This is a genomic window from Agromyces cerinus (assembly GCF_016907835.1).
GTDB classification, from domain to species: Bacteria; Actinomycetota; Actinomycetes; order Actinomycetales; family Microbacteriaceae; genus Agromyces; species Agromyces nitratus.
Genome location: NZ_JAFBCT010000001.1, coordinates 155366 through 181924, shown reverse-complemented (window position 1 = coordinate 181924; position 26559 = coordinate 155366). Strand labels below are relative to the sequence as shown.

Here is a 26559-nt window from a genome sequence, read left to right as displayed (position 1 = left end):
TCGCAGGCCGAGCTAGCGGGCAGTGACCCGGATGTAGTCCACGATGCCGTCGATCAGGCGTGCGAGTCCGAATTCGAAGGCGTCCGATGGGTCAGCGGAATCCGCCGCGCCCGCCGCCTGCCCGACCCGTGCCGACACGGGATAGCGTTCCGCATCGAGGATCTCGTCGAGCAGCGGCTCGTTGCGCTCCCACCAGTCGACGGCCGACTCCTGATCGGCGGCGCGATGCCGCTCGGCGTCGAGATGCGCGCGGGCCGGCCCGGTGACGAAGCCGAGCAGCAGCGTGACGATGCGGTCCATGTCGAGGTCGGAGAGCCCGAGTCCGTCGATCGCGCGCAGGCACCATTCCCAGTGGTCGGAGACGTTCGGTCCGAGGGGCGGCCTGCTGGTGTCGATCGAGAGCAGCCACGGGTGCCGCAGGTACTCGTTCCATTGCTGTCTCGCGATCTGGGCGAGGCGCTCGCGCAGGTCGCCGTCGAGGCTCGGCAGCGCCATCTCGCCGGCGACGCGATCGACCATGAGGTCGACGAGCTCGGCCTTGCCGGGCACGTAGGTGTACACCGACATCGGCTTCAACCCGAGACGATCGGCGATGCGCCGCATCGACACGGCCTCGATGCCGTCGACATCGGCCAGTTGCACCGCTGTCTCGACGACCTCGTCGACGCTCGATCGCTGCTTGGGACCTCTGGAACCGACGGGCTCGCCGAAGTGCGACCGCCACAGGAGCCGTAGGGTGCGGTCCGGTTCGCTGCCTGTGGATTCTCCCGCCATGCGGGCCAGCCTATATTCTCCGTACACCTTACGGTCGCGCCGTGTGCTGGGCACCGCGTGCGCGCCCTCAGCCTTCGTCGTGACCGACTCGTTCGGCCGCGAACCTGGCGATGAGGACCGCCTGGTCCACGTCCTACGCCGCCTTTCGCCGCGCAACCGTGGCCTTGGCGAGGTCCACAGCTTCGACGAGTCGGTCTGCCAGATGGCGGCAGACCTCTTGCTCCCCGAGTGACCCGAGATCTGCCGGGACGGCGACCTGCACCTGGATGAGGCGATCACGCCGCGAGAGCGTTCCTGTGCGGATTCCCTCGTAGTCCGGAGTCAGGAGCGGACCCGGCACATGGAAGACCACGTCCACTCCGGTCTCCTGGTCCGTCGCCTCCCAGGGCGCCTCACCGGCCGCGCGGGCGAGCAGCCCGATGCCATCCGAGACCGGCCGGTTCCGGCCGGTCGGTCCGCCTACGACGGCGCCGATGAACAGCGGTGCCTAGGGCTCTTCCTCGATTGCCATCAACCCTCCTCGGGGTGAGCAACGAGCCTACCGGCCACCGGACGACGAAGGCCGGGGCGCCCTGAGCGTCCCGGCCTTCGTCGAGCGGTGCTACTTCTTCTTCGACTTCTCCGGGACGGGCAGCGTGCCGGCCGCGCGCTGCGCGGCGTAGTAAGCGCGCGCCTCGTCCTGCCGCTCCTGCTCCGCGCCCGACGCGATCTTCGCGCGCAGGTGCTCGGGGCCGTAGCCGAACGCGTCGACCAGGTCCTGCGCGTGCGGGCGCAGCCGCTCGAGCAGGCGGTCGATGTACGCGGTGACGGCCTGCGCGCGCTGCGGCGAGAGCCGGCCGTTGATGAGGTACCAGGCCAGGTGCTTCTCGACGAGGCCGAGGCCGAAGAGGTCGCGCACCCAGGTCAGCACCTGCTTCGTGCCGGGGTCGGTGGTCTTCGCCAGCGCGCGGGTGAACGCCTCCCACTGCAGCAGCTCGCCGTGCGCGCGTGCGGCTTCGATGAGTTCGTTCTGGTTGCGGTTGAACGCCGCCGCGGCGTCGGCCTTCGGGAGCTTCCGCGCATCGCGCAGGCGCCCGGCGATCTCGGAGATCATGGCCTCGACGCGGTCGGTGAGCAGCTCCCGCTGGCTCTGCTCGTCGCGGAGTTCGGAGACCGAGCGCGCCGTCGAGCCGAAGTCCGCGATGGTCTGCGCCAGGCGACGGAGCCCGGTGCCGTGATAGGCGCGGTCGGCAGTCTGCGCGACGACGTAGCGAGCCATCACACCGGCATCCGCCTTCGCGAACTGCTTCGAGAAGTCGGTGAGCAGGCGCTTGGCGACCAGCTGCAGCAGCACGTTGTTATCGCCCTCGAACGTCACGTAGACGTCGAGGTCCTGTCGCAGTCCGACCATGCGGTTCTCGGCGAGGAAGCCCGAGCCGCCGGCTGCCTCGCGAGCCTCCTGCAGCGTCTCGAGCGCGTGCCAGGTCGAGAGCGGCTTCAGCGCTGCGGCGATCGTCTCGAGGTCCTGACGGTCGTCGTCGGTGTTGGCGGCGCCCGAGAAGACCGCGTCGAACTTCACGAGGAACTCGTCGTGCGCGAAGATCTGCGCGTACGTCGTCGCGAGCTTCGGCAGGAGGCGACGCTGGTGGCGCTGGTAGTCGAGCAGCACCTCTTCGTCGGTGTCGCTCGCCGCATTGAACTGGCGGCGCTGGTTGCCGTAGGTGATCGCGATCGTCAGCGCCATCGCCGCGGCGGTCGTCGCCGCACCGTCGAGCGAGACGCGACCCTGCACGAGGGTGCCGAGCATCGTGAAGAAGCGGCGCCCCGGGCTCGAGATCGGGCTCGAGTAGGTGCCGTCTTCGGCGACCGAGCCGTAGCGGTTCAGGAGGTTCTCGCGCGGCACGCGCACGTTCGCGAAGTGCAGGCGGCCGTTGTCGATGCCGTTGAGGCCGCCCTTCAGGCCGTCGTCTTCGCCGCCGATGCCCTTGAGGAATCCGCCCTTCGTGTTGCGGATCGGCACGTAGAACGCGTGCACACCGTGGTTGACGCCCTTCGTGATGAGCTGCGCGAAGACCACGGCGGCGGTGCCGTGCACGGCGGCGTTGCCGAGGTAGTCTTTCCACGCGCCGCGGAACGGCGTGTTGATGACGAACTGCTGCTTGGCCTCGTCGTACGTCGCGGTCGTGCCGATCGCCGCGACATCCGAACCGTGACCGGTCTCGGTCATCGCGAACGCGCCGGGCACCTTCAGCGACATGATGTCGGGCAGGAACGTCTCGTGGTGGTACTCGGTGCCGAGGTGCAGCACGGCGGCGCCGAAGAGCCCCCACTGCACGCCCGCCTTGATCTGCAGGCTGGGGTCGGCGATCACGAGCTCTTCGAACTGGGCGATGTTGCCGCCGTGGTCGTCGAACCCGCCGAGCGAGGTGGGGAAGGCGCGGTGCACGGCGCGCTGGTCGACGAGGATCTTGAGCTGCCCGAGCACGCGCTCGCGGTGCTCGTCCATCGACTGGCCCTCGATGCGCTGCAGGTCGGGGTGGGCGGCGCGCTCGCGGGCGGCGAGACGGAGGTCGGCCCAGGTGCCGAGCAGCTGTCGACCGAGGGTCGCCACATCGATCGAGGGCTGGGCGGGAGGCGCAGACTGGGGGGCGGATGCCGCGGTGCGCGCGGACTTCGGCGGCGAAGTCTCGGCCGGGCGCTCGGGGGCGGCCTTCTGCTGCTTCGAGGCGGTGCGGGGTGCCGTGTCAACCATCGTCGGTGTCTCGTCCTTCGTGTGCGGTCTGGGCTTCATTCCACGGTAGGTCGAGGGCATGCGGCGAGGAAACCCTGCGTCCGTGCCCTACAAACGCGGGCGGCGGCGCGTCGGACGGCACTGTGAGGACCCTACAAAAGGCACTCTCAGCATCGATGGGATACCGACAAGAGATTCAACTTCGGAAGAAGGCGTTCGCCCGACCCGACCACAGGAACGCCAGCACGATCACCGAGATGACGATGCTGAAGTACTCGCCGATCGCTCCCGCCGGGTAGGCGATCGCGAGGAAGATTGAACTCGCGATCGAGAGCACCTGCAGGATCGTGATGAACATGCGCGCGCCGGCGCTGCCGCGGAGCAGCCCGCCTGCCACGGCGATGACGACGACGCCGATGAGGATCGAGATGATCGCCGAGGCGATGAGCTGGCTCGCACCGCCGAACTCCTCCACCGTGGCCGCGACGCTCGTCTGGAAGAGCAGGATCGTGCCGCCGATGACGTCGAGGAGGCCCGAGATCCAGGTGAGCACCGCAATGAAGGTGACGCCGCCCGGGCGGCCGACCGCATTCACTCAGGCCTCCGGCTGCCGGCTGCCGAAGAACACGCTCGACTTGTGCCCCCACAGCAGGAACAGCACGACGAGCGAGACGACGATGCCGAGCCATTCGCCGACCGCACCACCGAGGTACGCGAAGGCGAGGAAGAGCGAGCCGATGATCGAGAGCACCTCGACGACGGTGATGATCATGCGGGACACCCAGCTGCCGGTGAGCAGCCCCGCGGCGACGGCCACGACGATGAGGCCGAGCACGATCGAGCCGATGGCGGCGACGTAGAGCGGGCCGGTGCCGCCGAGACCGTCGGCGACGGATTCGACGCCCGCCTGGAACAGCAGGATGGTGCCCGACACGATGTCGAGCGCCCCCGCGATCCACGCGAGGATCGCGACGATGGTGACGCCCATCGGCCGAGCCATCTGATCGGACATGCCGAACCCCCTTGCCCCATGCGCCGTCGACACGGCGTCCCTGGGGCGATGCTAGCCCTCTCGGGCCGCGAGCGTCGCGATTTCGCTCGGGTCGGGCCGGAAACGATCGAGACCCCCGCCTGCTCGGCGAGGGTCTCGAGGTGCGCGATCGGCGGGGCCGACCGGGCAGGGATCAGGCGGAGTAGCTCAGGCCGTGACCGAAGCGGAACAGCGGGTCGGCAGTGTCGAACGGCACATCGGAGCGGTTCGCCTCGACGGCGGCCATGCTCGACGGCAGATCGAACGGCATCCTGCCCTTCGGCGCGGCGTCGCCCACGAGCACGTCGAGCAACGCACGCGGGCTCGCGCCCCAGTTGGCGGTCAGCGCTGCGAGGTCGCCCACGAACGGCGTGAGGATCGCGGGCCGGTCGAGGAACACGTCGACCACGGTCGGCACGGCTGCGGCGACCTCGCGCACGTGCGCGATCTGCTCCGCGGTGTAGTCGAGCGAACCCGAGTGGAAGAAGTTCTCGAACACCGTCGGGCGCTCCTCGAAGGGAGCCTGCAGGCGCAGGATCGCGACATCCGCCTCGGCGGGCGTCGCGACGACCTGGCCGTACTCGGCCGCGATCTCGGGTGCGATGCCCTCGACGTAGAGGCGCAGGCCGCGTGCGAGCGGCAGCGTGGGGCGCGCGGCGCCCGAGGCATCCGTCTGCTCGCGGTTGACCAGCAGGGTGATCGCGGCTCGCTGCGCGGCCTCGCCGGCGGCGACGAACTCGGCCGAACCGACGACGCGCGACGCGCGCTCGACGTCGACGTAGGGCTGTTCGAAGAGCCCCAGCACGAACTTCTCGCGCAGCAGGCGTCGGGCCGAGATGTCGAGGCGTTCCTCGGTGATCTCACCGGAGTTCACGAGGTCGACGAGCATGGCGGGGTCGGCCTCGCCGCCGAACTGGTCGACGCCCGCGTCGATGACCTTCTTCATGCGCTCGCGCGGGGTCAGGTGCTCGACGCCCCAGGCGCGGGCCGGGAAGGGCTGGCCGAAGATCGCGGCGTCGTTGATGAGTCCCCAGTCGGTGCAGACGATGCCGTCGAAGCCGTAGCGCTCGCGCAGCAGGCCGGTGATGACCGACTTGTTGAAGCCGAAGCCGACCTCTTCGTACTCGGTGCCGACGGGCATGCCGTAGTACGGCATGATCTGGCTCGTGCCGGCCTCGAACGCGGCCTCGAACGGCTTCAGGTGCGTCTCGAACTCGCCGCCGGGGTAGACCTGCTCGCGACCGTGCGCGAAGTGCGGGTCTTCGCCGTCCTTCTGAGGGCCACCGCCCGGGAAGTGCTTCGTCATCGTCGCGACGGAGTCGTGGCCGAGCTCGGCGCCCTGGAAGCCGCGGATGTAGGCCGCGCCCATGCGCCCGGCGAGTTCAGGGTCCTCGCCGAAGGTCTGCAGCGCGCGAGACCAGCGCGGCTCGGTGGCGAGGTCGATCTGCGGATGCAGCGCGACGCGGATGCCGACCGCGGTGTACTCCTGGCGGGCGATGTCGCCGAACCGCTCCACGAGGGCTTCGTCGCCGACCGCCGCAAGGCCCATGGTCTCGGGCCAGACTGAGAACGAACCGGCCAGCATGCCCGAGAGGGGGTTGTCGGTGTACGAGTGACGCGGGTCGGTCGAGACCGTCACGGGGATGCCGAGACGGGTGGCGGCGGCGGCCTCCTGCAGGCGGTTGTGCCACTCGGCGATGAGCTCCGCCGTGGGCGGCGTCTGCAGCACGTTGAAGTGGTTCATGAGGCGGCGCCCGACGTACTCGTCGGTCGCGGGCAGGCCGAACATGTCGTCGCCCTGCGAGAGCGTGCCGTCTTCGCCGGCGGCGATCATCGTCTGGAAGAAGAGGCCGGCCTTCTCTTCGAGGGTCATCTGCGAGAGGAGGATCTCGACGCGCTCGGCGACGGGCAGGCTCGCGTCGCGGTAGCGCAGGTCGAGTTCGCCGGCGGTGTCGACGGGCGCCGCGGCATCCGTCTCGTAGTTCAGCTGATCGGTCATGCCAGCACTCCTTCATGCTTCGAAATCGGGCCGCGACGCGGCATCCGGTTCATCATAAACCGAATGTCGCTTGGTTTTCGAGTCCCCGGCGGAAACACACAGGCACGGACGCTCGAGATGCATCCGTGCCTGTGCGGTCGAGTGGTGGGCGGGTCAGCCGATCAGTCGGATCCGGCCTCGACGTAGCTCAGGTCGTTGACGGTCTTGATCGTCCACTCGCCGCGGCTGTAGACGAGCTCGCTGACCGCACCGTTCTCGATGCCGCTCGTGAGTTCGCTCACGTCGGCCCCGAGCGTCTCGAGCGCGAGCATGATCGTGATGCCGCTCGAGACCACGAGCACCTCGCCGCCGCCGTGCTTCGCCTGCTTGGCGGCGATGTCGTCGAGCGCCTCCACCGCACGGGCGGCGACCTGTTCGGGCGTCTCGGCGACGAGGCCGCTGCCCTCGCTCAGGCGGGCGACCGCGCTGAGGCCCTCCATGAAGTCGAAATCGGGGTCGGTGAACAGCTCGCCGACGTTGGCGTAGCCGAGCTCGGTTGCGATGGCCGCCCACATCTCCATGTTCTTCGCTCCCTCGAACTTGCCGAAGGAGATCTCGCGGAGTCGCTCGTCACGGGTCGCCTCGTCTTTCGCGTCGAGCTCGTCGAGCGCGAGCGAGACCGTCTCCCAGTGCCGCACCATGTCGGCCGAATAGGCGGCCTCGAACTTCACGCCGGACTCGGCGAGGCCCGCGCCGAGGTGCTCGGCAGACAGCCGGCCCTCTTCGGTGAGCGGCGAGTCTGACCAGCCCTGCGCTCGCTCGAGGGTGTTCAGCATCGTCTCGCCGTGGCGCGTGAGGTAGATCGTGACCGTGCCCGGCTTCGGCTTCTTCGGCTCGGCCGCCTGGGTGGCCGGCACGGCCGAGAAGGCGGCGAGCGTGGCGAGGGTGGTGATGGCGAGGGCGCCGGCCGTGACGGCGCGCGCGGTGCGGTTCATCGGGACTCCTTTGTGGCGATGTAGGCGGGGCGGATGCCCGGTGTCAGCATATGGGCGCAATACCGACCGTGCGGTAACAAAATGGGTTCGATGTCCGCGGGTAGGCTGAGCGCCGATGCCGCCGAACAGCTCCGGACCAGAAGCCGCGCCGCCCACGGCGTCCGCGGGGTCCGCACGGCCCGCGACGTCCGCGCGGCCCGCGGCGTCCGCACGAGGCCGCGCGACGCGCGAACGCATCGTCGCCGCCGCCGCACGGTGCTTCGCGGCATCCGGCTACCGCGGCGTCTCGCTTCGGGAAGTCGCGGCGGAGGCCGGACTCTCGCACCCCGGCGTGCTGCGGCACTTCTCGTCACGCGAGCAGATCCTCGACGCCGTGGTCACCCGGTTCGAGCTCGAGAACGAGCACTGGCTCGCCGCGCGCACCGACGTTCCGCCGCTCCTGCTGATCGCCCTCGCCGAGCACAACCAGTCGAAGCCGGGCTACCTCGAGCTCTTCTCCGCCCTCGCCGGCGAGGCCGTCAGCCCGGAGCATCCCGCACACGGCCGGTTCGCAACCCGCTACCGGGAACTGCGCGAAGAGAGCCTGCGGCAGCCGCCGGCGACCCCGTGGTCGCGCGACGATGCGACACGAATGCTCGCCGGGTGGGACGGCCTCCAGTTGGCATCGCTCTACAACCCGGGCGAGGTGGATGTCGCGGCGGAACTCGCGCAGCAGCTGACGGGCAGGCGCGAGCAGGCGGGAGCAGAACCCGAGGCCGGAGCAGGCACCGAGGCCGGGGCGGGCGACGGCCCGACGGCGGCGGCGGCGGCCACCAGCCTCGCCTCCCACGGGACCGCGGCCGACGCGCCGCAGCCCTCGACTCCTGCGACCGCCCCACCGGCCGGCTACGCGGTCGGTCGCGCTCGGCAGGCCCGCATCATCGCCGACGCCACCGAGCTCTTCGCGCGCCGCGGATACCACGACACGAGCCTGCGAGAGGTCGCCGAGGCCGTCGGCATCTCGAAGTCGGCGCTCCTGCACCACTTCCCGACGAAGGACGCGCTGCTCGTCTCCGTGATCGCCGAGCGCGACCGCCGCACGGTCCCGAGCTCGGAGGAGCTCCTGGCGGCCTCCCCCGCCGAGACGATCGAGCTCATGGTGCGAACAGCCCGCCGATCCGAGCTCGACACGCCGGGTCTCGTCGAGGTCTACACGGTGCTCACGAGCGAAGCGGCGTCGCCGGCGCATCCGGCCCACCGGTTCTTCGCCGAGCGTTCGCGGCGCACCATCGCCGATTTCACCGCGCTGTTCGAACGGCTCGCCGCAGACGGGCTCCTCGCCCCCGGCCGGAATCCGAGGCATGAGGGACGCTGGGTGCCCGCCATGTGGGACGGCCTGCAGGTGCAGTGGGGCTACGACCCGGCGATCGACGTCGCGGGCATCCTCGCCGACTACTTCGACGCCGCGGTCACGTTCTCGGTGCATGCCCCGCCGCGGGTCTCGCCGCCCGCCTGAGACCTGCCCATCTGCGCCAGTGCGGACGGATGACGCGACACGCCGACCCCGGGCCACCGGGATCGGCGTGTCGCGGCGCGGATCCGCCGACTCGCAGGCTCGCTCGCGGTCCCACGAGCGGATGCCGCGCCACGCCCGCTGCCGAGGGCTACGCGCTGCGCTGGTAGACGCGGAACGCCCGCGTCGCCACCCAGGCGAGCACCGCGGTGAACACCGCGAGTAGGCCGAGGTGACCCCACACACTCGCCCAGTCGGGGCTCGCGCCGAGCGCCTCGCGGCCGGCCACGACGGCCCACTCGAAGGGGTTGAACCGCGCGACCTCGGCGACCCAGTCGGCCGACAGGCTCGTGTCCATGAGCGCCGAGCTCAGGAACATGAGCGGGATCGTGATGAGCTGCGAGATGCCGATCAGCACGTTCTGGTTGCGCGCGAGCAGTGCCGCCGCGTTCGACAGCGCCGAGAACGACGCCGTCAGCAGCATCGCCGCGAGCAGCAGGATCAGGATGCCGCCGGGGCCGCCGTCGAACCGCGCCCCGCCGAGCCAGGCGACGCCGAGCACGATGAGCGACTGCACGAGGGTGAGCAGCGCCTGGTAGACGAGCGTCGAGACCATCATCGCGCCGCGGCTCGTCGGCGAGGTGAGGAAGCGATCCATGACCCCGCGATCCATGTCCTGGATGTAGCTCGTGCCGGCCCAGGCGCTGCCGAACAGCGCCATCATCATGACGATGCCCGGCGTCAGGAACTCGAGGTAGTTGTCACCGCCCGTGAATCCCGGGATATCGACGACCGAGGTGAACAGCTGGCCGAACAGCAGCAGCCAGATGAGCGGCTGCACGACGTTCATGACGATGAACGCCGGTATGCGCACCGCCGCCCGCAGCTGCCGGAGCGTCAGGTAGGCGGTGTGGCGGAAGAAGCTCGGGCGCGCGTACGCGGGCCGCGTCGCGACGGGGGCGGGGTTCGTGAGCGTTGTCATGATGCGACCTCCTCGAGATCGGTGCGGGCATCGACGGACGAGCCGGCGTGCACCGCGGCGAACGAATGCCCGGTGTGGGCGAGGTAGACGTCGTCGAGGCTCGGCCGCGACACGGTCGCGGAGGCGACGGCGATGCCCTCGCCGTCGAGCGCCGCGAGCACGAGCGGCAGCGCGGCGCCGCCGTCATCTACTCGGGCTCGCACCGCACGTCCCTCGGTCGCGACCTCGTGGAAGCCGCCGAGGCGGTCGAGCGAGTCGAGCACCCGAGCGATGACGGATGCCTCGTGCAGTTCGATCACCACGGCATCGCCGCGCAGCTCGCTCTTCAACTGTTCGGGTGTGCCCTCGGTCACGACCCGCCCGGCATCGACGATCGCCAGTCGGCTCGCGAGCCGATCGGCCTCCTCGAGGTAGTGGGTGGTCAGCAGCACGGTCATGCGCTCCTCACGGGACATCCGCTCGATCTCGGCCCACATCTCGGCGCGCGCCTCGGGGTCGAGACCGGTCGTCGGCTCGTCGAGGAAGAGCACCTGCGGACGATGCATGAGGCCGATCGCGACGTCGAGCTTGCGCGCCATGCCGCCCGAGTAGGTCTTGACCTGGCGGCGGGCCGCACTCGTGAGCGCGAACCGCTCGAGCAGCTCGCCCGCCCGACTGCGCGCAGCACGCGTCGACATGCCGTGCAGCTGACCGGCGAGCACGAGGTTCTCGACGCCGGTGTCCATGGGGTCGGAGACCTGCTTCTGGGCGACGAAGCCGATGGCGCTTCGTGCGCGACCGGGGTGACGTCCCACATCGATTCCGGCCACCGTGGCGGTGCCGGAGTCTGGGCGTGCGAGGGTCGAGAGGATCTTGACGGTCGTCGACTTGCCGGCGCCGTTCGGCCCGAGCAGGCCGAAGACCGTGCCCTCCTCTGCCTGGAACGTGAGCCCGTCGAGGGCTCGGAGCGGGGGCTTGCCGCGCCCCTGCGGATAGGTCTTAACGAGATCGGCGGCCACGAGGGCCATCCCGTCGGGTGATGCAGCCATGAGGCTCTCCTTCGGTGGGGAGCCGTTCGGTCGTGAGGGCGCGCCGATAGAATGGCGGCACGCGCTGGGATGGATTCGATTCACGTTGAACGACTCGGTTGCGAGATGGCTCGGGTGTTGCCGCATCCGGGCCATCGATCTGTGTACTGGTCAGTGCTGCTGCTGGTCTGCGGCTCCTTCCGCCAGGTAGTGCGCGAGCCGCGCCTCGATCTCTTCGGCCGTCGCGCCGGACTCGATCAGCTCGTGCATGGCCTTCCACGCCTCGAGCCCCCCGAGCTCGCCGGCCTCGAGCCGCTCGAGCATGCCGGCGACGAACTCGCGCTCGGCGCGGGTCATGGCGACGCGGTAGTGGAACTCGACGAGGAACAGCTCGGGCAGGCCGAGCTCGTCGGACTGCTCGGCGAGCTGCGCCCGCGAGGCGAGCTCTGCATCGAGGCGCTCGAGGCGCTCGCGCAGGAGGGAGATCGCCTCATCGGGTGCGAGCAGCGCGATGAGCGAGAGGCCCGACTCGAATGCCGGGTACTCCTTGATCGGCACTGCGATGAGCTCGCGCATCCAGTCGTGCGCCTCGGCGCGGCCGGCATCGGTGATGGCGTAGACGATGCGCTCGGGCCGATTGCCCTCGCGCTCGACGCGCGCCTCTTCGATGAGGCCGTGTTTCTCGAGCGACTTGATGATCGCGTAGAGGGAGCCGAAGTTCAGCTTGATGCTGTCTTCCTTGCCGCGCTCGCGCAGCGTGGTCGTGATCTCGTAGGGGTACATCGGGCGCTCCCACAGGCTCGCCAGCACCGCGAGTGCGAGCGGGTTGCTCACCGGTCGACGCGACATACTCACCTCCAAATACTTTGTTCAGAGTATATCGCGAGTGAGGATCCGTCAAGGTCACCGGATGCCGTTCGACGGACGCCGGTCGGAAGGACGGCGAGCCGGGCCGAGGAGACGTGGCTCGAGCCGAGGAGAGGCTCGAGCCGGGTCGATGGCGTCAGGCCGAGGCGACGACCGAGAGCAGCGCCTCGCCGTAGGCCTCGCGCTTCTTGGCGCCGATGCCGGTGATGCCGTCGAGGTCGGCGAGGCTCGACGGCTTCGCGACCGCGACGGCGCGCAGGGTCGCGTCGCCGAAGACGATGTACGCCGGCACACCCTGCTCCTTCGCCTCACCGGCCCGCCAGGCGCGAAGCTGCTCGAAGAGCTCGACCTGCGCCGGCTCGAGGTCGGCTGCGGCGGTGGCCGCGCGGGTGCTGCGCGAGCGCGACACGCGCTCGGGTTCGGTGCGGAGCTTCACGACCCGCTTGCCCGAGAGCACGTCGGCCGCGGCATCCGTCACCGTCAGGGTGCCGTACTCGCCGTGCGTGGCGAGGAGGCCTTGAGCGAGCAGTTGCCGCACGACGCCGCGCCACTGCTGGTCGCTGAGGTCTTGGCCGATGCTCCAGGTCGCGAGCGCGTCGTGGCCGTACTGGCGCACCCGCGGTGTCTCTTTGCCGCGCAGGATGTCGACGAGGTGGCCGGCGCCGAACTTCTGCCGGCGCTCGCGCTGCAGGCGCACGATCGTCGACATGAGTTTCTGGGCGGGCACCGTGCCGTCCCACGAGGCGGGCGGCTCGAGGCAGGTGTCGCAGTTGCCGCACGGCTCACTCGGCTGACCGAAGTAGCCGAGCAGGTTCTGGCGGCGGCACTGCACCGTCTCGCAGAGGGCGAGCATCGCGTCGAGGTGCTGTGCGAGACGACGCCGGTGCGCGAGGTCGCCCGGACTCTCGTCGATCATGCGGCGCTGCTGCACGACGTCTTGCAGACCGTAGGCGAGCCAGGCGGTGGCGGGCGCACCGTCGCGGCCGGCGCGACCCGTCTCCTGGTAGTAGCCCTCGACCGACTTCGGCAGGTCGACGTGGGCGACGAAGCGCACGTCGGGCTTGTCGATGCCCATGCCGAACGCGATCGTCGCGACGACGACGACGCCCTCTTCACGCAGGAACCGCTCCTGTGTGCGACGGCGCACCGCAGCGTCGAGACCCGCGTGGTACGGCATCGCGTTGACGCCGTGCTCGGCGAGGTACGCGGCGATCTTCTCGGTGCTCGCACGCGAGAGCGCGTAGACGATGCCCGCAACCGGGTTGCCGGCGGCGTCGCGCCCCTCACTGCGGATGAACTCGAGCAGCTGCTTGCGCACCTCGAGCTTCGAGTCGATGCGGTACTGGATGTTCGGCCGGTCGAAGCTCGAGACGAAGTGCTCGGCTCCCCCGAGGCTCAGCCGCTCGGTGATCTCGCGATGCGTCGCCTCGGTCGCCGTGGCGGTGAGGGCGATGCGCGGCACGTCGGGCCAGCGCTCGGCGAGCTCGGAGAGGGCGAGGTAGTCGGGCCGGAAGTCGTGCCCCCACTGCGCGACGCAATGGGCCTCGTCGATCGCGAAGAGGGCGATCGAGCCCTGCTCGAGGAAGCGCTTGGTCGCCTCATTGCCGAGCCGCTCGGGGGCGACGTAGAGCAGGTCGAGCTCTCCGGCGAGGTACGCGCGCTCGACCTCCGCGCGCTCGTGCGACTGCTGGCTCGAGTTCAGGTATGCGGCGCGCACGCCGTTGCGCACGAGCGCGTCGACCTGATCGTGCATGAGCGCGATGAGCGGCGAGACGACGATACCCGTGCCCTCGCGCAACAGCGACGGAATCTGGTAGCAGAGGCTCTTGCCGCCGCCGGTCGGCATGAGCACGACGGCGTCGCCCCCGCTCGCGACCTGCGCGATGATCTCGGCCTGTTCGCCGCGGAAGCTGTCGTAGCCGAAGACGGTGTGGAGGGCTTCGGCGGCCGAGGCGAACCGTGCAGGCGCAGCAATGCGACGACCCGCCGCGACGACTCCCGACGACTGGCGGGGCGACACGCCGACCGCACCCGCCGAACGCGCCGGAGCGGAGCCTCGCGCGGCGCCGAACTGGGCGTCATCGACGGGCGGAACCCACTCGTCGTCGGGCGGCGGAGCGAGCTCGTCGGGGTCCCACGGGACCTCGTCGGTCCAGTCGGGTTGCGCGTTCCAGCTCATCCGTCGAGTCTAACGAGGGCAGCGGACACGCTCAGCCGTGGCTCGGACGCGATGGCCGCGAGCCGGGCGGTCGAGGAGGAGTGCGCACGAACGAAGGGGCGAGCGGATGTCGCATCCGCTCGCCCCCGTCGTCGACTCTTCGCCTCGGTCACCCGATGTTCAGCACGAACGAGCTCGCCGTGCCGGTGGTCGGCACAGAGATGTCGAATCGCGTCGGCCCGCTCGCGCCCGCGGGGACCGCGAACGTGACCGTTGCCTTGCCGATCTCATCGAGCAGCGGCGTGTACGCCCGCACGACCGGGGCCGTGGCGACCTGTGCGCCGCCCTGCGAGATCACGACGGTACCGGAGACCGGCTCGCTGCGGCTGAAGTCGAGCGACGACAGCAGCACCGTGACGGTCTCGCCCGGCGCGTAGGTGCCGTCGCCGTCCACGTGCACACCGACCGCGCGCTGGGCTGTGTCGGGCGTGATGGTGTGCTCGGGAGCCGCCTCGAAGTAGTCGACCATCGACTCGAGGTCGATCTTGCCCGAGTCGGCCTTGGTCGCCGCCACGGCCTTGTCGGCGAACGTGAAGAAGTTGTCACCGCCTGCCGCGAGGAACGAGTTGGCTCCCACCGTGTACGTGGCCCCGAGATCGACCGGCTCGCCGTTCAGGCGCATCTCACGGATGTGCGAACCGGCCGCAGCCGTCGGGTCGTAGGTGTAGGTGAACTCCTTGTTGATGCCGAGCTTCAGGAACGGACGCGACGCACCCGTGGGCTGCCACTGCTCCTCGAGGAGCGACTTCAGCTGCGCGCCGGTCATGCGGACCGTCACGAGCGTGTTCGCGAACGGCTGGACGTTCGCGGCCTGCCGGTACGTGACCTCACCCGATGCCAGGTCGGCACGAAGGCCGCCCGGGTTCATCACGGCGACATCGACGTTGCGGGTGCCGTCCTCGTTGAGCGACCACAGCTGCACGTCGGCGACGAGGTTGCCGAGCGTCGACTCACCGCCCCGGTTCTCGGGGAACGACGATGCGCCCGCCGGGTCGGAGGCCACCGCGCGGCCGAAGTCGCCCTCGGCCTCGCCGAGCACGACACTGCCGAGTTCGTTCGCGACCTGGACCGCGTCGTCGACGATCAGCTTCACCGCGGCGTCGTCAGGGAAGAGCGCCGTCGTGCCGTCCATGAGGCTGTAGATCTCGTTCTTCATGGTGAACGACTTCGTCTTGCGGTCCCACTGGATGTCCATCTTGCTGAACCGCTCGCCGTACTGGCCGCTCGAGATGACCGGCATCGGCGCGTGGTCGAACAGCTCCGAGTCGGTACCGGTGACGACGTGGTTGTAGGCGAGGTGGGTGTGACCGGAGACGATCGCGTCCACGTTGGCGTCGACGCCGAGCACGATCTTGCCGAAGCGCGACACCGGGTCCACCGCAGACGACTTCTCGACGGTCGCCGCACCCTCGTGCACGAGCGCAACGATGATGTCGGCCTCGCCGTTCTCGTCGTTGCCGTCGCTCAGCTGGTCGGCCACACGGTTGATCGCCTCGGTCGGGTCCTCCACCGTGATGTCCTCGATCCCGGCCGGGCTCACGAGGGACGACAGCTCATCGGTGACCGCACCGACGAAGCCGATGGTCACGCCGTCGAACTCCTGGGTGTAGTACTCCGGCAGAGCGGCAGCGCCGGTGTCCTTGTCGCGGATGTTGGCGCCGAGGTACTCCCAATCGGCCAGCGGCATCACGCGGTCGGTGAGGTCGGCGAAGCCCTGGTCGAACTCGTGATTGCCGACCGAGCTGACGTCGAGACCGGCTGCGTTGAGCGCCTCGATGGTCGGAACGTCCTTCTGGATGAACGAGGTGAACGTCGAAGCGCCGATCATGTCGCCCGCTGCGGCGAACACCGTGTTCGGGTTGCCTGCACGGATCTGCTTCACGGCGCTGGAGAGCGCCGCGATGCCGCCCGACGGGGCCGACTGCTCGATGCGACCGTGGAAGTCGTTGACCGTGACGAGGTCGATGTCGACCTTGCCGGGCACCGCCTCGGAACCGACGCCGACGAGGATCGGGTCGTGATCGCTCGAACGGAACGGCGTGGCCTCCGCGACCGTCTCGGCAGCGGGGCCCCAGTACTCGCGGCCCGCCCACTCAGGGGAGTTGATCGACCAGACCGCGGCCTTCGCGACGCGGCTGTTCGCCGCGGGCGACGCGATGACGTGATCGAGCGAGCCGAGCTCACCGTCGAAGGTGTAGGTGTACTGGCCGCGCGCCTTGCTGAAGACGAGGTCGCTCCAGCCCGCGTCGACGAACACCTTGATCGGGTCCTCCTTGGCGTAGGAGTTGAAGTCGCCCACGAGGTAGACCGCGTTCTTGCGATCCTCGGAGAGCTCGTTCGCGAAGGCGAGCAGCGACTCGGCCTGCGCCGTGCGCTCGTCGTTGAAGGCGTCCTGGCCGGGCTGCGGCGAGGGGTCGGTGCCGCTCTTCGACTTGAAGTGGTTCGCGATGACGGTCACGAACTGCTTGTCGTACTTGAAGGTCTGGGCGATCGGCTCGCGCGCGATGTCCCACACCGTCTCGTCGATGATCGTCTGCGCCTCGCCGCTCGGCTTGACCGATGCGGGCTTGTAGATGATCGCGTTCGTGATGACGTCGGTGATCGCGGGGTCGTGGAGCGACTCGGGCGTCTTCACGTACTTCCACGTGCCGGCGCCGGCCGCGGCGTTGAGGCCCGCGACGAGGTCGGCGAGCGCTTCATCGGGCTTCTCCCCGAGTGCGACCGAGTTCTCGATCTCCTGGAGCGCGACGACATCGGCGTCGAGGCCGTTGATCGCCTTCACGATCTTCGCCTTCTGCACCGCGAACTCCTCGGCGGTGTCGGCGCCGCGGGCCTCGGGGTTCTCCGACGTCAACGTCGTGAAGTAGTTCAGCACGTTGAACGCGGCGACCGTGATGTCGCCGCCGACGGCGGGTGCCGCGGTCGGCCGCGGGTTGCCGATGACCTTGCCCGCGGCGTCGAGGCTCGCGAACGTCGGCTTGACCGATGCGGGGCTCGCGTCGTTGATCGGCTGAGACGGCTGCAGGCGCCATTCGTTGAAGCCGAAGCCGAGCACGTAGCCCGAGGTCGGGAACGTCGCGACGTCGCCGTTGCGGACGACGGTGGCCTTCGTGAAGTAGGGCTGGTCGCCCGGGTGGGCCGGGTTGTCGGTGCCGTTCGAGTTGCGCACGGCGATGCTGTACCCGTCGTCGAGCAGGATGCGGCTGGCCTTGTTCGCCGCCGCGATGTCGCTCGCGCCCTTCGAGCCGGGCAGCTGCGTCTCGGTCGACTTCACCGGCATCGCGGCGCCGGCGTTCAGCCAGAGCTCGCCGAATCGGTTGAGGTTGTGGCTCGAGACGACCTTGTAGGTGCCGCTCGGCGCGACGAGCATGCCCTCGAACGCCTCGCGGGCCGTGTTGCCGACGGCAGTGGCGGGCAGCGGCGTCAGCGCGGGCAGGCCCGCCGCAGCCTGCACGAGCTCGACGTTCGCGGCCTTCTCGGGACGGATCTGGGTCAGGCCGTTGAACTCCTCGACGAGACCGGTGACGCGCACCTTGTCGCCGATGCCGACGGCGGGGTTCTCGCCGTGGAGGTACACGAAGACGCCGTCGGAGGCCTTGGGCGTGGCATCCGTCGCACCGCCCGAGCCCGCCGTCTGGATGTAGACGCCGTCGTAGCCCCCGACGCGGTGGTCGGCCGTGACGATGCCCTCGGTGACGACGGCCTGGCCGACGAGCGGGCTGGCAGCGACGTCGGTGCCCTGGATCTGGGCGATCGTCTTCGAAACGGGAAGAACGGGTCCGCCGGGGCTGCCGGAGTTCTGCGGAGTCGGCGTCGCCGCGAAGGTGAAGTCCTTCGAGTTGTCGTCGGTGTCCTTGAAGCCGGAGCGCACGATGCTGCCGGGGACGGCGTTGTCGCCGGGGTACGCGGCGGCCGCGGTCTCGAAGTTCGCCGAGGTGCCGTAGCCGACGTAGTCGGCCACCTGCGGGTTGTTCACGACCGATCCGTTGCCCGGGTTGATCGCACCGGGCACCTTGGCGAGGAACAGCGAGCCGTTCGTTCCGCTCGGCGCCACGGAGAAGGAGGCGTCGGCGGTGGGCAGCGCAGCACCGGTTCCGCCGTTGCTGTTGAGGCCGATGAGGTAGTAGCCGCCCGACTTGATCGTGCCGCTCAACGCACCGACGCCGCTCGAGGGGCCCGTGCTCGTGGCCGAGCGGTACTGCAGCGACCATCCGGCGAGGGAGACGTCGGCGTTCGTCGGGTTGTAGAGCTCGACGAACTTGTTCTGGAACGGCTGGTTCGCGCTGCCTCCGCGCGCGTAGACCTCGTTGATCACGACGCCCGAGCCGTCGACCGCGGCGACCGCGGGCGCGGCGCCGAGGAACCCGGCGACGAGCGTGCCCGCGGCGACGAGCGCCACCCCGGACAAGCAGTTTCTGGTGCGACGTTGCATGACTCTCCTCATCGAACGACCACACCCCACCTCGGATTCGACGCTGCAGCGAGCACGCCGGCGGCGGGACGATTGCTCCGTAGCATAAGACCGCGCTGTGCCGCTGCCAAGGGCTTGCCACCACCCGCTCGCCCCGATTTCACGCGGAGTTCACAACCTCTGCTCAGATGAGCAGATGACCGGGCGGCAGCCGCACGGATGAGCAGTTCCGGCCGTACGGGCGGTGCCCGATACGCTGAGCAGCACCATGCTCACCGCCGTTCTCTCGCTCACCGGAGCGTTCGTGTTCGGGGCGGCGGACTTCCTCGGCGGGCTCGCCGCGAAACGCATCGGCGCCGTGCTCGCCACCGCGGTCGCCGCGGTCGCCGGCTTCATCGGCCTGGCCGTCGCGACGCCGCTGGCGGGTGGGGCGTGGACCGCCGCCGACCTCTGGTGGGGCGCTGCGGCGGGTGTCGCAGGAGCGGCCGCCATCGGCCTCCTCTACGCCTGCCTCGCGATCGGCCCGATGTCGATCCTCTCTCCGCTCACCGCCGTGGTCTCTGCGATCGTGCCGATGCTCTGGGGCCTCGCGACCGGGGCACGGCTCGGCCCGCTCGCACCGTGGGCGCTCGGCCTCGCGCTCGTCGCGGTCGTGCTCGTCGGCTTCGTGCCCGAACGCGGCGCGGTCAGGCCGAGCCTCACCGGCATCGTCATGGGCATCGGATCGGGCACCGCGATCGGCGCGTTCTTCATCCTCATCGACCGGACGTCCGACGAGAGCGGCCTCGCGCCCCTCGCGGTCAACAGCGCGGTCACCGCAGCCGTCATGTTCGCCCTGGTCGGCGGGCTCGCGCTCCGGGCGCGGGCGAAGCGGTCGCGGATGCCGCGTGCCGACGAGTCGACGGACGCCGCCCTCGCCGCTCGGGACCGTGCACGAGGCATCCGCCTCGCCATCGTCGGCGGGCTCGTCAACGCGGCCGCGAACGCCCTCATCCTCTTCGGCATCCGCGCCGGGGAGCTCGCGATCGCCGCCGTGCTCGGCGCGATGTACCCGGCCGGCACGATCCTGCTCGCTGCCATCGTGCTGAAGGAGCGCATCGCTCCAGTGCAGTGGGCCGGCCTCGTGCTCGCGCTGACGTCGGCGGCCATGCTCGCGGTCGCATGACCCGTTCGCAGGTCGAGGACAGCCCGGGGCTCAGAGCCGAACGACCTCGGTGACGTGCACGACGGCCGCGCCCTCCTCGGCGGAGGCATCGAGGTCGACCTCGGCCCTGATGCGCCAGTCGTGATCGCCGGCGGGGTCGTCGATCGTCTGCTCGACGCGCCACATGCCGGCTGCGGCATCCGACTCGTCGATCGCGACCAGGCGCGGCGAGCGGGCCGCCGCTCCGGTGCCGATCTCGTCGTGCTCGGCGTAGTACCGGTCGAGGGCGTCGGGCCAGCCGGCGTCGGGGTCGAGCTCGGCGAGGTCGTCGTCTCGCTCGAGTGCGGCGAGCTGCACGCGGCGGAACAGCTCGTTGCGCACGAGCACCGTGAACGCGCGCCGGTTGGTCACGACCGACGGCGGAGCCGGCGGCACGACCGCGGTCTCGTCTTCGGGCAGGTGGGCGGCGGGGTCGATGAGCTCGTTCCACTCGTCGACGAGACTCGAGTCGACCTGGCGCACGAGCTCGCCGAGCCATTCGATGATGTCGAGCAGCTCCTCGTTCTTCGCCTCGGTCGGGACCGTCTGGCGGATCGCCCGGTAGGCGTCGGAGAGGTAGCGCAGCACGAGCCCCTCGCTGCGGGCGAGCTGGTAGAAGCCGACGTACTCTCCGAACGACATGCTGCGTTCGAACATGTCGCGCACCACCGACTTCGGTGAGAGCTCGAAGTCGCGCACCCACGGCTGGCTCGTGGCGAAGACCTCGAACGACTGGGCGAGCAGCTCGTCGAGCGGCTTCGGCCAGGTGACCAGCTCGACGAGCTCCATGCGCTCGTCGTACTCGATGCCGTCCTGCTTCATGCGGCCGATGGCCTCGCCGCGCTCCTTGAACTGCTGCTGCGAGAGGATCGGTCGCGGGTCGTCGAGCGTCGACTCGATGACGCTCACGACATCGAGTGCGTAGTGGCCGGTGCCGGCTCCGTTCTCTGCCGTGGCCTCGGGGTCGAGCAGTTCGATCGCGGCGAGCGCGAACGGCGAGAGCGGCTGGTTGAGTGCGAAGTTCGGCTGCAGGTCGACCGTAAGGCGCACGATCGGCAGGCCGTCGCCCGCAGGGGGCAGCAGTTCGACGACACCGGCGTCGCGCAGGGTGCGGAAGATCTCGAGCGCCCGCCGCGCGAGCTCGAACTGCCGGGCGCGCGGCTCGTGGTTGTCGAAGACGAGCGAGCGGATGTCTCCGATCACGTCTCCCCCGCGGGCGATCACGTTGATCAGCATCGCCGCGGTGAGCTTCAGCTGCGGCACGAGCGGCTCGGGCTCAGCGGCGACGAGTCGCTCGTACGAGGCCTCGCCCCAGGTGATCTGACCGGCGGGCGCCTTCTTGCGCACGATCTTCTTGAGCTTCTTGGGGTCGTCGCCCGCCTTGCGCACTGCGGCGTCGTTCTCGATCTCGTGCTCGGGTGCGAGCACCACGACGGTGCCCGCGGTGTCGTAGCCGGCCCGCCCGGCCCGCCCCGCGACCTGGTGGAACTCGCGCGCGGTGAGCTGGCGCATCCGCTGCCCGTCGAACTTCGCGAGCGCGGTGATGAGCACCGTGCGGATCGGCACGTTGATGCCGACGCCGAGCGTGTCGGTGCCGCAGATGACCCGGAGCAGGCCGCGCTGGGCGAGCGTCTCGACGAGCCGGCGGTAGCGCGGCAGCATGCCGGCGTGGTGCACGCCGATGCCCGCGCGCACGAGTCGCGAGAGCGTCTTGCCGAACGCGGTGTTGAAGCGGAATCCGCCGATCGCCTCGGCGATCTCGTCGCGCTGCTCGCGCGTGACGACGCGGATCGACGACAGCGCCTGCGCGCGCTCCATCGCCGCGGCCTGCGAGAAGTGCACGATGTAGACGGGCGCCTGCCGCGTCTCGATGAGCTCCTCGACCGTCTCCTGCACGGGCGTCTTCGCGTACGAGAAGTGCAGCGGCACGGGGCGGTCGACCCCGGTCACGAGCGCGGTCTCCCGGCCGGTGCGACGCTTCAGGTCGGCCGCGATCGCGGTGACGTCGCCGAGCGTGGCCGACATGAGCACGAACTGCGCCCGGTGCAGCGTGAGCAGCGGCACCTGCCACGCCCAGCCGCGATCGGGGTCGCCGTAGTAGTGGAACTCGTCCATGACGACCTGGTCGACGTCGGCGTCGGGCCCGTGCCGCAGCGCGAGGTTCGCGAGGATCTCGGCGGTGCAGCAGATGATCGGGGCATCCGGATTCACCGAACTGTCGCCCGTGACCATGCCGACGTTCATCGCGCCGAAGATCTCGACGAGCTGGAAGAACTTCTCGGAGACGAGGGCCTTGATGGGCGCCGTGTAGTAGCTGCGCCCGCCGCGTGCGAGGGATGCCGCGTGGGCCGCCACCGCGACGAGCGACTTGCCGGTGCCCGTGGGCGTCGAGAGGATGACGTTCGCGCCCGACACGATCTCGATGATCGCCTCGTCCTGCGCGGGATACAGCGAGAGCCCGCGACCTTCGGCCCAGCCGACGAAGGCGTCGTACATCGCGTCGGCGTCGTACGGGCTCGGCGCGAGCTCAGGCAGGGTCGAGGTCATCCGTCGAGTCTGTCACGCGGGCGCGAACGTGCGCGTCGCGGGCCGCCCGACTGGATCAGGCCCCGGGGGCGAAGTCGGCCCGGAGCCGGTCGAGCGTGTCCTCGTCGACCGCATCGAGCGCGCCGGCGGAGTCGGGGCTGCCGGGCGACGAGTGGATGACGACGACCGGCCCGGTCGACGACGACCACTCCACGGTGCCGTGCTCGAAGACGCCGCGCAGCACACCCGTGCCCGGCACGAGGTCGACGTCGAGCACCGGCAGTCCGAGCGCCGAACGCTCCCACCCGAGCAGCGCCCAGATGTCGCGCACCATGCCGAACACGATCGCCGGGCCGTGAGCCGGACTCCAGTAGATCGAACCGCCCTCGAAGTGCGCGAAGCCGCCGGCGATCCTGCCGCCCTGCTCCGATGCGGCGAGCGGCTGCTCATCGGTCGTCGGGAACCCGAGGAACGACGTCTCGGCCCCGACGCCCTGCCAGTGCTCGGCGACCGCCCCGTGCACCTCGTGCGCGCCGGTGCGCGCCGACCAGTACACGGCCCCGCGCTCGTATTCGCGGCGGTACATCTCGCCCTCGCCGAGGCGTGTGTGCGGCGTCGTCGCCTCTCCGAGCCACGAGTGCTCGGCGCGCTTCGCGCTGATCGCCGGCACGGCGAGCAGCAGTCGGTTGGCGGGGTCGTAGCGCACGGCGGTGCGGAAGTCGCTCCAGCTCAGCGCGCGATCGACATGCGCGGAACGCACCTCTGCTCGGGCGGGCGCGGCATCGCGCTGCCGCGTGAGGTGCATCTTCCGCTCGGTCATCGCCCTGCCGTTCTGCTGTGCGCCGACGGCGCCTCAAAAAGGGGGAAGCCGGCCTGCACCTCGTGTTCGGGACTCGGTGCTGACCGGCTTTCCGATCGCCACCTCGCGGTGACAGTTCCCCCTGCAGTCCGCGGAGCGGCGATCGATACTCACAGTACGAGCGTCGACGGATGCCGCGAATCAGGGTTATCCCTGAAACTCCTGATGGATCTCAGCGATCCGCACCCGACCGGTCGCCCTCGGGCGACCGGCGCTGCGCCGCCTCGGCGAGGAGCTCGACCGTCTGCACGATCGACCTCCGGCGCGCGGCGCGGCGATCGGCCACCGGGTCGTCGGCGCCGACGAGCAGCTCATCGAGATGGCCGAGCACCGGCCAGGCGTTCACGAGCGTGACGATCGTGAGCAGGAGTTCGGCGGCGTTGCGCCGGTCGACACCGGGCAGGAGCTTCTGGAACCCCTCGACCTTGACGCGGTGGTAGTCGGCGCGCGCGGCATCGGCCGCCGCGCTCTCGCCGCGTTCGAGCCCCTCCCAGAAGACCAGGCGCGGGATCGTCGCCTCGGCGATGTGGTGATCGAAGAGCCGTCCGGCGTAGTCGCCGGCTGCCGCCGGGCCCGCTCCGATCATCGGGACCGCGTCCATCGTGCTGCGCAACTGCGTGCCGAGCACGGTGGCGAAGAGCTCGTCCTTCTTGCCGAAGTACTGGTAGATGCGCTCCTTGTTGACGCCGGCGTTCGCCGCGATGCGATCGATGCGTGCACCGGCCAGCCCGTGTTCGCTGAACTCCGCCGTCGCCGCATCGAGCAGGAGGCGTTTCGTGCGCTCGACGTCCCAGGCCATGGTGCCATCCTAGCAATTTTCCAACTGAACGGTTGCGAATCTACGACCGGCGTGGTTCAATTACAACCGTTCAGTTGGAAATCATCGAAGGGAACCACAGATGAGCACCACCGGCCCCGCCACCGCAGCGGCCATCCCGACCCCCGTCGCACCCCCCGCGCCGCCCTCGGTCCACGTGCGCGCCGTCATCACCTGGCTCGCGATCTTCCCCCTCGTCGCCGTCGGAATGATCCTCATCGGGCCGATCTCCGAGTCGTGGCATCCTGTGCTCCGCGCCTTCGCACTCACCGTGGTGGTCGTGCCGCTCGCCGTGTACCTCGTCGTGCCGCGCCTGCTCGCCGTCTATGGGGCGATGCGCCGCCGCCGCATCGCGCGAGCGGGTCAGGGCCTGCACTGACGAGGTCTCCGCGATGACACAGGCGACAGGGGGCGGGTCGAGCCGCTAGCGTTCGCTGAGACGCACTCGCTCGAGGAGAATCCATGCGGATCGCACCCAGCCCCACGCCAGACGAGTCAGCAGCCACAGCACCGTCGGACACTGACGTCGTCACCGACGTCACCGACGTCACCGACGACGCCGCGCCCGGCACGGCCGATTCGACGACCGGGCGCCAGTCCGAGGCATCCGATGACCAGCCGTTCGACCGGGCGCTCGTGGTCGTGCACGGCATGGGCAACGCCTACCGCAGCCAGATCCTGCTCGAATGGGCAGAACCGCTGCTCGGACGCATGGACTGGCTCGCACGCGATCGGGTGATCGGCGCCGACGAGCGCCACGGCGTCGACATCCGCACGTCCGACCTGTCGGGCGACCTGCCGATGATCACGGCGACCGTGCGGTACCCGGGGCCCCTCGCGCAGGCGGCGGGCGCACCGGCCGACGAGACCGACGACGTCGTGCAGAAGTTCGCGATCATCGAGGCTCGCTGGTCGGAGTCCTTCGTGCCGATGAATCGCGGCGAGATCTTCCAGTGGGCCGTCGTCTTCATGTGGCGCACGATCTGGCGCGTGCTCGACCTCTTCCTCGGCACCATGGTGCTCGTTCCCTGGTACACGCTCGTGCAGCACTGGACCAAGGCGCCCGGCGTGCCCCGAACGCTCCCGAGGGGCGTCGACCTCGCCATCGACGTCGTGCGACTCGCCGTCTGCACGGTCGCGTTCGCCGTCACGTGGGTCTTCCTCGTGCTGCTCGCCACCGTGCTGACGCCGATCCTGCCGCTCATCAGCCCGCTCCTGCTGATCCCGTGGTTCAAGAACGTCGCACAGGGGGTCATCGACGGCATCATCGAATCGATCGGCGACGTCGCCGCCTGGAAGGAGCGCCCCGTGCGCGCCTCGGCCATGCGCCTCGTCGTGCGCGACGCCCTCGCCCGGGCGAAGGAGCTCGTCGGCGACGACGGCGACGTGCACCTCTTCGCCCACTCGCAGGGTGCCGCGGTCGCGACGTACGCCCTCTTCGAGGAGCTGAAGCCGAGCGAGTTCAACGTGAACCGCCTGACCACGGTCGGCGCGGCGGTCGTGCTGCTCGGACGCGACCGATGGCTCGGCCGGCCCGACGAGTACCGCCCCGTGAAGAAGTGGATCGATCGCAACGCCGAACCCGGCGCAGGCGACGGAGTGCAGTGGACGAATCACTGGGCGATCTGGGATCCGTTCTCGGCGGGCCCCATCGCCGACACGGCGCCCGGCCGCCGCGAACGCTGGCGGAACGCCTACTTCCCCGGGGGATCCGGCTCCACCTCGACGGGGCCCGAAGAGCACGCCGTGCACAACACCAGCCAGCCCTTCCTCGACCACTCGGTGTACTTCCAGAACACGATCCAGGTCGTCGAGCCGACAGCGCGGCAACTGCTCGGACCCGACTTCCCGCCGGCCCCCGCCGCGGTCGCCCTGGTCGAGAACCGGCTCTCGGTCATCGACAAGAAGTCGCTCGGCGTCAACATGCTCGCCGCCGTCGTGATCGCCGCGATCCTGCCCGGGCTGCCGGGCGTCTACGCCGCCTTCGCGACCTTCGCGAGCTGGATCGCCGGTGCGATCGGCTTCATGATCGGGGTGTTCCCGGGCGGTCGCGATGTCGCGGAGGCGGTGCCGGCCGCCATCGACGCGGCCTCGTTCGTGACCGACCCCGACGGCCTGAACCCGTGGAGCTGGCTCATCGCCTCGGGGCTCGTCCTCGCCGTGCTGATCTGGCTGAACCAGCGCCTCTCGACGGTCACGCGGCGGTCGCGGGAGTGGGACCGGTGCCCGATCGAGCCCCGCCACTGGCTCGTACTGAGCTCGATCCCCCGCGCGTTCTACGTCGGCGGCGCCGTCGTCTGCGCATGGTTCGCGATCTACGCCTGGGCTCGTCCCCCGCTCGAGGGGCTGATCTGGAGCGCCGTGGCCCTCCTGATCGTGGCGATCTTCGTCTTCGTCGAACCGCTCTACGCACCGGTTCCGATCGTCGTGGCTGCGCGCACCGACGTCGCCGACGTCGACGCTCGGGCGATCGCCGCGATCCCCGCGCCGATGAAGCTCCGCGATGCAGTGCGCACCGATGCCTTCACGAAGGATCTCGCGGCGCGACGCAAGCTGCTCCGACCGCAGGGCTGGCGCGCGGAGCGCTGGGCGAGGTGGTTCCACGATTGGCCGGCGTCGGCCGAGGCCGCATCCCCGTCGCCGACCTCGTCGCCGGGCCCCTCGCTCCCCGAGTAGGACTCCGCGACGGTGTGCGCCCGGGAGGACGCGC

Annotated in this window: 18 protein-coding genes; 4 read left to right on the top strand and 14 right to left on the bottom strand. The window is 70.0% G+C overall.

The annotated features are described in order from the left end of the window. Window positions 1–12: 12 nt before the first annotated feature. From JOE59_RS00760 to JOE59_RS00735, 6 genes are all read right to left on the bottom strand, one after another. Entirely contained in the window at window positions 13–774 is a 762-nt protein-coding gene (locus tag JOE59_RS00760; RefSeq protein ID WP_204458529.1) for a TetR/AcrR family transcriptional regulator, read from the bottom strand. A gap of 601 nt (window positions 775–1375) precedes the next feature. Continuing rightward, window positions 1376–3505, bottom strand: a complete 2130-nt coding sequence (locus tag JOE59_RS00755) for an acyl-CoA dehydrogenase family protein (RefSeq protein ID WP_204458520.1) — start codon at window positions 3503–3505, stop codon at window positions 1376–1378. Window positions 3506–3680: 175 nt separating this feature from the next. Further along, complete coding sequence (locus tag JOE59_RS00750; RefSeq protein WP_179551087.1) at window positions 3681–4079, bottom strand: DUF7144 family membrane protein; 399 nt, start codon at window positions 4077–4079, stop codon at window positions 3681–3683. After that, complete coding sequence (locus JOE59_RS00745; RefSeq protein ID WP_204458512.1) at window positions 4080–4496, bottom strand: hypothetical protein; 417 nt, start codon at window positions 4494–4496, stop codon at window positions 4080–4082. It abuts the gene before it with no gap. Window positions 4497–4668: 172 nt separating this feature from the next. After that, window positions 4669–6513, bottom strand: a complete 1845-nt coding sequence (locus JOE59_RS00740) for a glycoside hydrolase family 3 protein (protein WP_204458510.1) — start codon at window positions 6511–6513, stop codon at window positions 4669–4671. Between the two features lie 161 nt (window positions 6514–6674). Continuing rightward, window positions 6675–7487, bottom strand: a complete 813-nt coding sequence (locus tag JOE59_RS00735) for a histidine phosphatase family protein (protein WP_204458508.1) — start codon at window positions 7485–7487, stop codon at window positions 6675–6677. A 115-nt stretch (window positions 7488–7602) separates the two neighbouring features. Between JOE59_RS00735 and JOE59_RS00730 the strand changes: the two genes are divergently transcribed. Next, window positions 7603–8982, top strand: a complete 1380-nt coding sequence (locus JOE59_RS00730) for a TetR/AcrR family transcriptional regulator (protein ID WP_204458506.1) — start codon at window positions 7603–7605, stop codon at window positions 8980–8982. A 148-nt stretch (window positions 8983–9130) separates the two neighbouring features. Here JOE59_RS00730 and JOE59_RS00725 read toward each other — a convergent pair whose 3' ends face one another. From JOE59_RS00725 to JOE59_RS00705, 5 genes are all read right to left on the bottom strand, one after another. Then, complete coding sequence (locus tag JOE59_RS00725) at window positions 9131–9961, bottom strand: ABC transporter permease (RefSeq protein ID WP_204458503.1); 831 nt, start codon at window positions 9959–9961, stop codon at window positions 9131–9133. Beyond that, window positions 9958–10989, bottom strand: a complete 1032-nt coding sequence (locus JOE59_RS00720) for an ATP-binding cassette domain-containing protein (RefSeq protein WP_204458501.1) — start codon at window positions 10987–10989, stop codon at window positions 9958–9960. Before JOE59_RS00720 ends, JOE59_RS00725 begins: the two co-directional genes overlap by 4 nt. A 150-nt stretch (window positions 10990–11139) precedes the next feature. Next, entirely contained in the window at window positions 11140–11802 is a 663-nt protein-coding gene (locus tag JOE59_RS00715) for a PadR family transcriptional regulator (protein ID WP_307836894.1), read from the bottom strand. Window positions 11803–11971: 169 nt separating this feature from the next. After that, a complete protein-coding gene (gene recQ / locus JOE59_RS00710; protein ID WP_204458491.1) occupies window positions 11972–14014 on the bottom strand; it encodes a DNA helicase RecQ in 2043 nt (680 codons plus the stop codon). Between the two features lie 148 nt (window positions 14015–14162). After that, window positions 14163–18485 carry an ExeM/NucH family extracellular endonuclease gene (locus JOE59_RS00705; RefSeq protein WP_204458489.1) on the bottom strand — a complete coding sequence of 1441 codons (4323 nt, stop codon included), beginning with the start codon at window positions 18483–18485 and terminating at the stop codon, window positions 14163–14165. A gap of 247 nt (window positions 18486–18732) precedes the next feature. On the opposite strand from JOE59_RS00705, the gene JOE59_RS00700 reads away from it, so the two are divergent. Then, complete coding sequence (locus JOE59_RS00700; RefSeq protein WP_204458484.1) at window positions 18733–19629, top strand: EamA family transporter; 897 nt, start codon at window positions 18733–18735, stop codon at window positions 19627–19629. A gap of 30 nt (window positions 19630–19659) precedes the next feature. Here the strand turns inward: JOE59_RS00700 and JOE59_RS00695 are convergent, their stop codons facing one another. The 3 genes from JOE59_RS00695 to JOE59_RS00685 form a co-directional block, all read right to left on the bottom strand. Beyond that, window positions 19660–22194, bottom strand: coding sequence for a DEAD/DEAH box helicase (locus JOE59_RS00695; protein ID WP_204458481.1), 2535 nt, complete (start codon window positions 22192–22194; stop codon window positions 19660–19662). 55 nt (window positions 22195–22249) lie between these two features. After that, the gene (locus tag JOE59_RS00690; RefSeq protein ID WP_204458479.1) at window positions 22250–22993 is read right to left on the bottom strand and encodes an LGFP repeat-containing protein; all 744 of its coding nucleotides are present in this window, start codon (window positions 22991–22993) and stop codon (window positions 22250–22252) included. A gap of 211 nt (window positions 22994–23204) precedes the next feature. Then, window positions 23205–23831: a TetR/AcrR family transcriptional regulator gene (locus JOE59_RS00685; RefSeq protein ID WP_204458477.1), complete on the bottom strand. Its 627-nt coding sequence runs from the start codon at window positions 23829–23831 to the stop codon at window positions 23205–23207. Between the two features lie 100 nt (window positions 23832–23931). On the opposite strand from JOE59_RS00685, the gene JOE59_RS00680 reads away from it, so the two are divergent. Together JOE59_RS00680 and JOE59_RS00675 are read left to right on the top strand one after the other, a co-directional pair. After that, window positions 23932–24228: a putative antibiotic biosynthesis monooxygenase gene (locus JOE59_RS00680; protein ID WP_204458475.1), complete on the top strand. Its 297-nt coding sequence runs from the start codon at window positions 23932–23934 to the stop codon at window positions 24226–24228. 83 nt (window positions 24229–24311) lie between these two features. Next, window positions 24312–26525, top strand: a complete 2214-nt coding sequence (locus tag JOE59_RS00675) for a hypothetical protein (protein WP_204458473.1) — start codon at window positions 24312–24314, stop codon at window positions 26523–26525. Window positions 26526–26559 lie beyond the last annotated feature (34 nt).

Excerpts from the sequence above, each read along its gene's own strand:
- JOE59_RS00760 (WP_204458529.1), bottom strand. The coding sequence starts at position 774 with ATGGCGGGAGAATCCACAGGCAGCGAACCGGACCGCACCCTACGGCTC.
- JOE59_RS00755 (WP_204458520.1), bottom strand. The coding sequence starts at position 3,505 with ATGGTTGACACGGCACCCCGCACCGCCTCGAAGCAGCAGAAGGCCGCC.
- JOE59_RS00745 (WP_204458512.1), bottom strand. The coding sequence starts at position 4,496 with ATGTCCGATCAGATGGCTCGGCCGATGGGCGTCACCATCGTCGCGATC.
- JOE59_RS00740 (WP_204458510.1), bottom strand. The coding sequence starts at position 6,513 with ATGACCGATCAGCTGAACTACGAGACGGATGCCGCGGCGCCCGTCGAC.
- JOE59_RS00735 (WP_204458508.1), bottom strand. The coding sequence starts at position 7,487 with ATGAACCGCACCGCGCGCGCCGTCACGGCCGGCGCCCTCGCCATCACC.
- JOE59_RS00730 (WP_204458506.1), top strand. The coding sequence starts at position 7,603 with ATGCCGCCGAACAGCTCCGGACCAGAAGCCGCGCCGCCCACGGCGTCC.
- JOE59_RS00725 (WP_204458503.1), bottom strand. The coding sequence starts at position 9,961 with ATGACAACGCTCACGAACCCCGCCCCCGTCGCGACGCGGCCCGCGTAC.
- JOE59_RS00720 (WP_204458501.1), bottom strand. The coding sequence starts at position 10,989 with ATGGCTGCATCACCCGACGGGATGGCCCTCGTGGCCGCCGATCTCGTT.
- recQ (WP_204458491.1), bottom strand. The coding sequence starts at position 14,014 with ATGAGCTGGAACGCGCAACCCGACTGGACCGACGAGGTCCCGTGGGAC.
- JOE59_RS00705 (WP_204458489.1), bottom strand. The coding sequence starts at position 18,485 with ATGCAACGTCGCACCAGAAACTGCTTGTCCGGGGTGGCGCTCGTCGCC.
- JOE59_RS00700 (WP_204458484.1), top strand. The coding sequence starts at position 18,733 with ATGCTCACCGCCGTTCTCTCGCTCACCGGAGCGTTCGTGTTCGGGGCG.
- JOE59_RS00695 (WP_204458481.1), bottom strand. The coding sequence starts at position 22,194 with ATGACCTCGACCCTGCCTGAGCTCGCGCCGAGCCCGTACGACGCCGAC.
- JOE59_RS00690 (WP_204458479.1), bottom strand. The coding sequence starts at position 22,993 with ATGACCGAGCGGAAGATGCACCTCACGCGGCAGCGCGATGCCGCGCCC.
- JOE59_RS00685 (WP_204458477.1), bottom strand. The coding sequence starts at position 23,831 with ATGGCCTGGGACGTCGAGCGCACGAAACGCCTCCTGCTCGATGCGGCG.
- JOE59_RS00680 (WP_204458475.1), top strand. The coding sequence starts at position 23,932 with ATGAGCACCACCGGCCCCGCCACCGCAGCGGCCATCCCGACCCCCGTC.
- JOE59_RS00675 (WP_204458473.1), top strand. The coding sequence starts at position 24,312 with ATGCGGATCGCACCCAGCCCCACGCCAGACGAGTCAGCAGCCACAGCA.